Origin of the sequence: Buchnera aphidicola (Cinara cf. splendens/pseudotsugae 3390), assembly GCF_900698845.1 — a bacterium.
Classification (GTDB): Bacteria; Pseudomonadota; Gammaproteobacteria; order Enterobacterales; family Enterobacteriaceae; genus Buchnera_F; species Buchnera_F aphidicola_AM.
In genome coordinates this window covers 1-5,959 of record NZ_LR217693.1, presented here as the reverse complement: position 1 = coordinate 5,959, position 5,959 = coordinate 1, and the positions used below count along the sequence as shown (strand labels likewise).

The window sequence follows — 5,959 nt, the reverse complement described above, 5'->3', positions numbered from 1 at the left end:
ATATTAAATCAAATTAAGGAATTGAATGTTTAGCTAATCTTTTTAATCTTAAATATTCTAGATTAACTTTTCTTTTTAAATTAATTAAACCTATAGAACACAGTTCTTCAATTGAATACCTTTTTATTAAATTTTTTAAAATGTGGGAATGAGCATGTTTTTTTTCTAATCGAATTATTTCTATAGCTTTTTTTTGTTGTTTACTGAACATATGTTTGGAGTTCCTAAAACAAAAAGCTCTTTGAATATACTTATCTTTTGCTCTTTGTTCAATTTCAAAAAGCGTTATTTGAGATTTTCTATTGTATATTCTTTGAATATTTATCCATTGTAATTGAGCAATTCTAATTTGTATTAGTTGCGATTGAGAAATATCAAACAACATGAAAAACAAAGGTTGTAATAATATAATTTTAGGAATATACATTCCTAAAATTTTATCCCATACTTTTTGACAACAAATTAATCCGATTGGTTCCATGAATTCTGTAATTAATCGAGAGGCTCTAGTAATAGATTTATTACCCGCACTAGAATATGTAGATAAACCACACACGTCTGATAGTCTCTCTACGGAAGCCATAACTAAAGTAGAGGTTATGTTAAAGTAATATAGCATGGCTTGTATCATAGCTCGAAGAGCCCGAGCACGATGTTCATTTAAACGTCTTTTGCGTGGTAAGAATCGTCCAGTAATAGGATTTTTAAAATTACAGATAGATAAATAAATTTTATTATGAGCAACGTCAATTGTTGCGGAACGTTCCATAGCGTATCGAATAAAAATAGGGCGTTTTCTATGATTTTCCGGTTGAATAAACTGTGGATATGGATTGTATACATATTTTCTTTCTGACATGAATAACCTGTAATAAAATTGTTATGAAATTATCAATAATTATATATTTTTTGTATAAAAATAAATATTATTTAAAATTTTATTGTATAAATTAAATAAAAATTGCTTTTTTATTATATAAAAGAAATGATTTTTTTTCTTAGAAAAAATCATTTATAGAGCTTTTCAAGTTCTTTGTTAATTTGTGTAGATTTCCAAATGTAATTTAATACATTTACCATTGCTTGTGCTGATGCTTCAATAATATCGGTGGCTAAACCTACTCCGTGAAAATTACGCGATTTGTACTGTACAACAATATCTACTTTTCCTAAAGCATCTTTACCTTCACCATTAGCAACTAAATGAAATTTTTTTAAAATAATAGAATATAAGGTTGCTTTATTTAAGGCTTGATAAATTGCATCTACAGGACCATTACTAGTAGTAGCTTTTTGAATGTTTATTTCAGTTCCACACATCAAAATAATAGATGCTACAGATAAACCTGATAATTTAGACTGTACATCAAAATATTCTAATTTAAAATATTCTCGAAGATTTTGTTGTTTTTTAAAAAATGCTAAAGCTTCTAAATCGTAATCAAAAATTCGTCCTTTTTTATCAGCTAATTTTAAAAAATCAACATATAATTCATTTAAATTATAATCATTTTTTCTATATCCCATTTTTTGCATGTGGTGTTTAACAGCTGCTCTTCCAGATCGAGAAGTTAAATTTAATTTACAATGATTTAATCCAATAGAAATTGGATCGATAATTTCATAATTTTCTCGATTTTTCAACACACCGTCTTGATGAATTCCAGAAGAATGTGAAAACGCATTTTTTCCTACAATTGCTTTATTTGCTGAAATAGGCATATTGCAAAATTGACTAACTATTTTACTCGTTTTATAAATTTCCTTAAGATTAATATTAGTATATTTTTTTAAAACATCTTGATGTACATTTAATGCCATAATTACTTCTTCTAAAGCTGTATTTCCTGCTCTTTCTCCTAAGCCATTCATAGTTCCTTCAATTTGTCTAGCTCCAGCTTCAACAGCACTGATAGAGTTTCCTACAGCCATTCCTAAGTCATTATGGCAATGAACAGAAACAATGATTTTATGTATATTTTTTACTCTGTCAAATATGGAACAAATAATATTTTTAAATTGTGTGGGAGTAGTGTATCCAACTGTATCTGGAATGTTAATAGTGGTAGCCCCTGCTTCTATTACAGCTTCAATTATACTACACAAATTATCTATAGAAGTTCTTCCTGCATCTTCACATGAAAATTCAACATCATTTGTATAACGTTTTGCTTGAATAATAGAAGATGTTGCCATGTCTATGATTTCATTAAAATTTTTTTTTAATTTAGAAGATATATGTAAGTTAGAGGTCCCTAAAAAAAGATGAATTCTAAAGTCCTGAGCATATTTCATAGCTTGTGCAGCTATGTCAATATCTTTAAATAAACAACGAGCTAAACTACATATTTTACTTTTTTTGAGGACTTTGGAAATAGATTGTATTGATTTAAAATCTCCTGGTGATGAAATAGGAAAACCTGCTTCAATAATATCTACACCCATACGTTCTAAAGCTAAGGCAATTTGAATTTTCTCATTTGAGTTTAAACTAGCCTGCAAAGCCTGTTCACCATCACGTAATGTTGTATCAAGAATAATTATTTTTTCTTTCATACACTTTTCACCAATTAATTAATATAATAATTTATAATTTATTTTCCTTCAGATAATTTCACTATTAAAAATAAACTATCTGAAGGAAATTTTTTATTTTAATTTAATAATATATAATAAAATATATTTTTAATAAAAATTATAAATGGAATGATTTTTTTCATAAAAATTTATTTTTTTTTCATGTTTTAGAGTATAATCAATGCTATCAAATCCATACATGATTGATTGTTTTTGAATAGAATCAATCATGAATTTAACACAATAATTATCAACAATAATCGTTTCTTTTAATAAATTGATCATGCATAAAACATTTTTTTTTTTTTTTAGTATTAAAAACAATTTATCTATTATATCTTTAGATAAAGAAATCAACAATAAACGATTATTTAAACAATTATTTATAAAAATATCAGAAAAACTATGCGCAATAACTACCTTAAAACCATAATCCATTAAAGCCCATACAGCGTGTTCTCGAGATGAACCACATCCAAAATTACTACGAGTTAATAAAATGCTAGCTTTACTGTAATTTTTTTTATTTAAAATAAAATCAGGATTTTTTGATGTACCACTAGAATTTAAAAATCTCCAATTAAAAAATAATTTTTTACCAAATCCAACTTTATCAATTTTTTGTAAAAATTGTTTAGGAATAATTACATCAGTATCAATGTTAGATATATTAAAAGGAGCTATGATACCTACATGTTGTGTAAATTTTTGCATGATAATAAAATTATCCTAAAAGTTTATTAAAGAAAATTATCAACGTTAATAAATTTTCCATATAAAGCTGTCTGAGCAGCTAGCCAAGGACTCATTAAATGAGTTCGACCATTCAAACCTTGTCTTCCTTCAAAATTTCTATTACTTGTAGAAGCACATCTTTCATATGGTTTTAATTGATCTTCATTCATACCTAAACACATAGAACAACCAGCATGTCGCCATTGAAAACCAGATTTTTTGAAAATTTTATCTAAACCTTCTTTTTCAGCTTGTTTTTTTACTAGTCCCGATCCAGGAACAATTAATGCCTCTACATTATCCGCAACTAATTTATTTTTTACTACTGAAGCTACTACACGTAAATCTTCAATACGAGAATTAGTGCAAGAACCAATAAATACTTTATTAATTGGTACATTAATTAAACTAGAACCTGGTTTTAAACCCATATACTCTAATGATTTTTTTGCATTTTCTAATGCATTTTTGTCTTTAAAAGATTTCAATTCTGGAATTTTATTTGTAATAGAAATAACTTGTGATGGATTAGTTCCCCATGTTACCTGTGGAGATAAATTTGATATGTTAATTAATACATCTTTTTCAAAAAAAGATTTTGATCCAGATTTTAATGAATTCCATAACTTCGTATATTCTTTCCAGGATCTATTTTTAGGAACAAAATTTTTATTTTTTAAATATTCATAAGTAATATTATCAGGTTGAATAATCCCTGATTTTGCACCTAATTCAATTGCCATATTACAAATAGTCATTCGACTTTCCATACTCATATTTTTTATAATAGGACCAGTAAATTCAATTACATAACCAGATCCACCAGAAGTACCAAGTTGATTTATGATTTTTAAGATAACATCTTTAGAATATACATTTTTTTTCAAGTTTCCATAAATATATATACGCATATTCTTCATATAATTTTGTGGTAATGTCTGTGTAGCTAAAACATGTTCTACTTCAGAAGTTCCTATTCCAAAAGCTAACGAACCAAATGCTCCATGCGTTGACGTATGTGAATCCCCACAAACAATCGTCATACCAGGAAGAGTCATACCTTGTTCAGGACCTACAACATGTACAATACCTTGATTTATATTTTTTAAATCATAACAAGAAACACCAAAATCATGACAATTTTTCAATAAAGTTGACATCTGTAATCTTGCCATTTTAGTCGAATGACTAACCTCTCTAGAGAGAGTGGGGACGTTGTGGTCCATAGTTGCGAATGTTTGTTGGGGTCTACGCACTGATCTGTTTTTTTCTCTCAAGCCATTAAATGCTTGCGGGGAAGTTACTTCATGTATTAAATGAAGATCAATATAAATAATTGGTGTGATGTTTTTTTCATTATGTATTAAATGTGAATTAAATATTTTTTGATATAATGTTGTATTCATTATTTTATTATCTCAGATAATTTTTTAGCAATATTAGTTCCCATTTGAGTAGTATATATATAATTTTTACCATCCGAAATATCTATTGTACGATATCCTTTTTTCAAAGTTTCTATTACAGCTAACTCGATATTTTCAGCTATATTGTTTAAATTTAATGAGTATCTAAATAATAAAGCTAGAGAAAGAATTTGAGCAATAGGATTAGCTAAATTTTTACCTTTTAAATCGGGAGCTGATCCTCCTGCTGGCTCAAATAATCCAAAAAACTTTTTATTTAAACTGGCTGAAGGTAACATTCCAATTGAACCAGTTAATATCGCGCATTCATCAGATAAAATATCACCAAACATATTAGAACATAGTAAGATGTCAAATTGACTAGGATTTCTTATAAGTTGCATAGCAGCATTATCAACATACAAATGATGCAATGCAACATCTGGAAATTTTTTAGATACTGAAGTAACTACTTCTCTCCATAAAACTGAACTTTCCAAAACATTCGCTTTATCTACAGAAAAAACAACTTTTCGCCTCTTTAGGGACAAGGAAAAAGCAACTTTTGCAATTCTTTCAATTTCTTTAGTAGAATAAATTTCTGTATCAAAAGCAGAAATGTTTTTTTTATTAAATGTATTTCTACCTTTAGGCAATCCAAAATATATACCACCTATAAGTTCTCGAACACATAAGATATCAAATCCATTGTTTACTATATCCTCTCGCAGCGGAGAAAGCTGTTTTAGAGCAGTAATTAGTTTAACAGGTCTAATGTTAATAAATAAATTAAAAAATTGTCTAAGCGGTAATAAGGCGCCTCTTTCGGGCTGCTTGTTCTTAGATAGGCAAGACCATTTTTTTCCTCCTACTGATCCGAATAAAATTGCATCAGAATTCATGCAACCGTCTAGTGTTTTTTTAGGTAAAGGAGTTCCAAATTTGTCAAAAGCTATACCGCCAATGTCAAATTCACGAGTGTTTATTTTATAATTTGATTGGCTGTTAATAACATTTAAAATTTTATATGCTTCTAACATAACCTCAGGTCCAATTCCATCACCCGGAAGTACAGCTATATTAAATGACTTTTTCATCGTTAATCTTCTTATATTTTCTAAAAATAATTTATTAGGATTACAGTATACTATATAAAATGTATTATTTCTTTTTTTTTTTTTTAAAGGTTATTTTGCATCTATCTTTTGTCAAATATTTTTTAGCAATATCAAAATATATTT

5 protein-coding genes are annotated in these 5,959 nt (G+C 27.5%); all 5 read right to left on the bottom strand.

Going from position 1 to position 5,959, the window contains the following annotated elements; translation table 11 throughout:
• Positions 1-13: 13 nt before the first annotated feature.
• Positions 14-859, bottom strand: coding sequence for a plasmid replication initiator RepA (repA, locus tag BUCISPPS3390_RS02090; RefSeq protein ID WP_154060993.1), 846 nt, complete (start codon positions 857-859; stop codon positions 14-16).
• Between the two features lie 149 nt (positions 860-1,008).
• Complete coding sequence (gene leuA, locus BUCISPPS3390_RS02085) at positions 1,009-2,556, bottom strand: 2-isopropylmalate synthase (protein ID WP_197729922.1); 1,548 nt, start codon at positions 2,554-2,556, stop codon at positions 1,009-1,011.
• 129 nt (positions 2,557-2,685) lie between these two features.
• Positions 2,686-3,291 carry a 3-isopropylmalate dehydratase small subunit gene (leuD, locus tag BUCISPPS3390_RS02080; RefSeq protein WP_154060992.1) on the bottom strand — a complete coding sequence of 202 codons (606 nt, stop codon included), beginning with the start codon at positions 3,289-3,291 and terminating at the stop codon, positions 2,686-2,688.
• Positions 3,292-3,317: 26 nt separating this feature from the next.
• Positions 3,318-4,718, bottom strand: coding sequence for a 3-isopropylmalate dehydratase large subunit (leuC, locus tag BUCISPPS3390_RS02075; RefSeq protein ID WP_154060991.1), 1,401 nt, complete (start codon positions 4,716-4,718; stop codon positions 3,318-3,320).
• The gene (gene leuB / locus BUCISPPS3390_RS02070) at positions 4,718-5,815 is read right to left on the bottom strand and encodes a 3-isopropylmalate dehydrogenase (protein ID WP_154060990.1); all 1,098 of its coding nucleotides are present in this window, start codon (positions 5,813-5,815) and stop codon (positions 4,718-4,720) included. Before leuB ends, leuC begins: the two co-directional genes overlap by 1 nt.
• Positions 5,816-5,959: the final 144 nt, after the last annotated feature.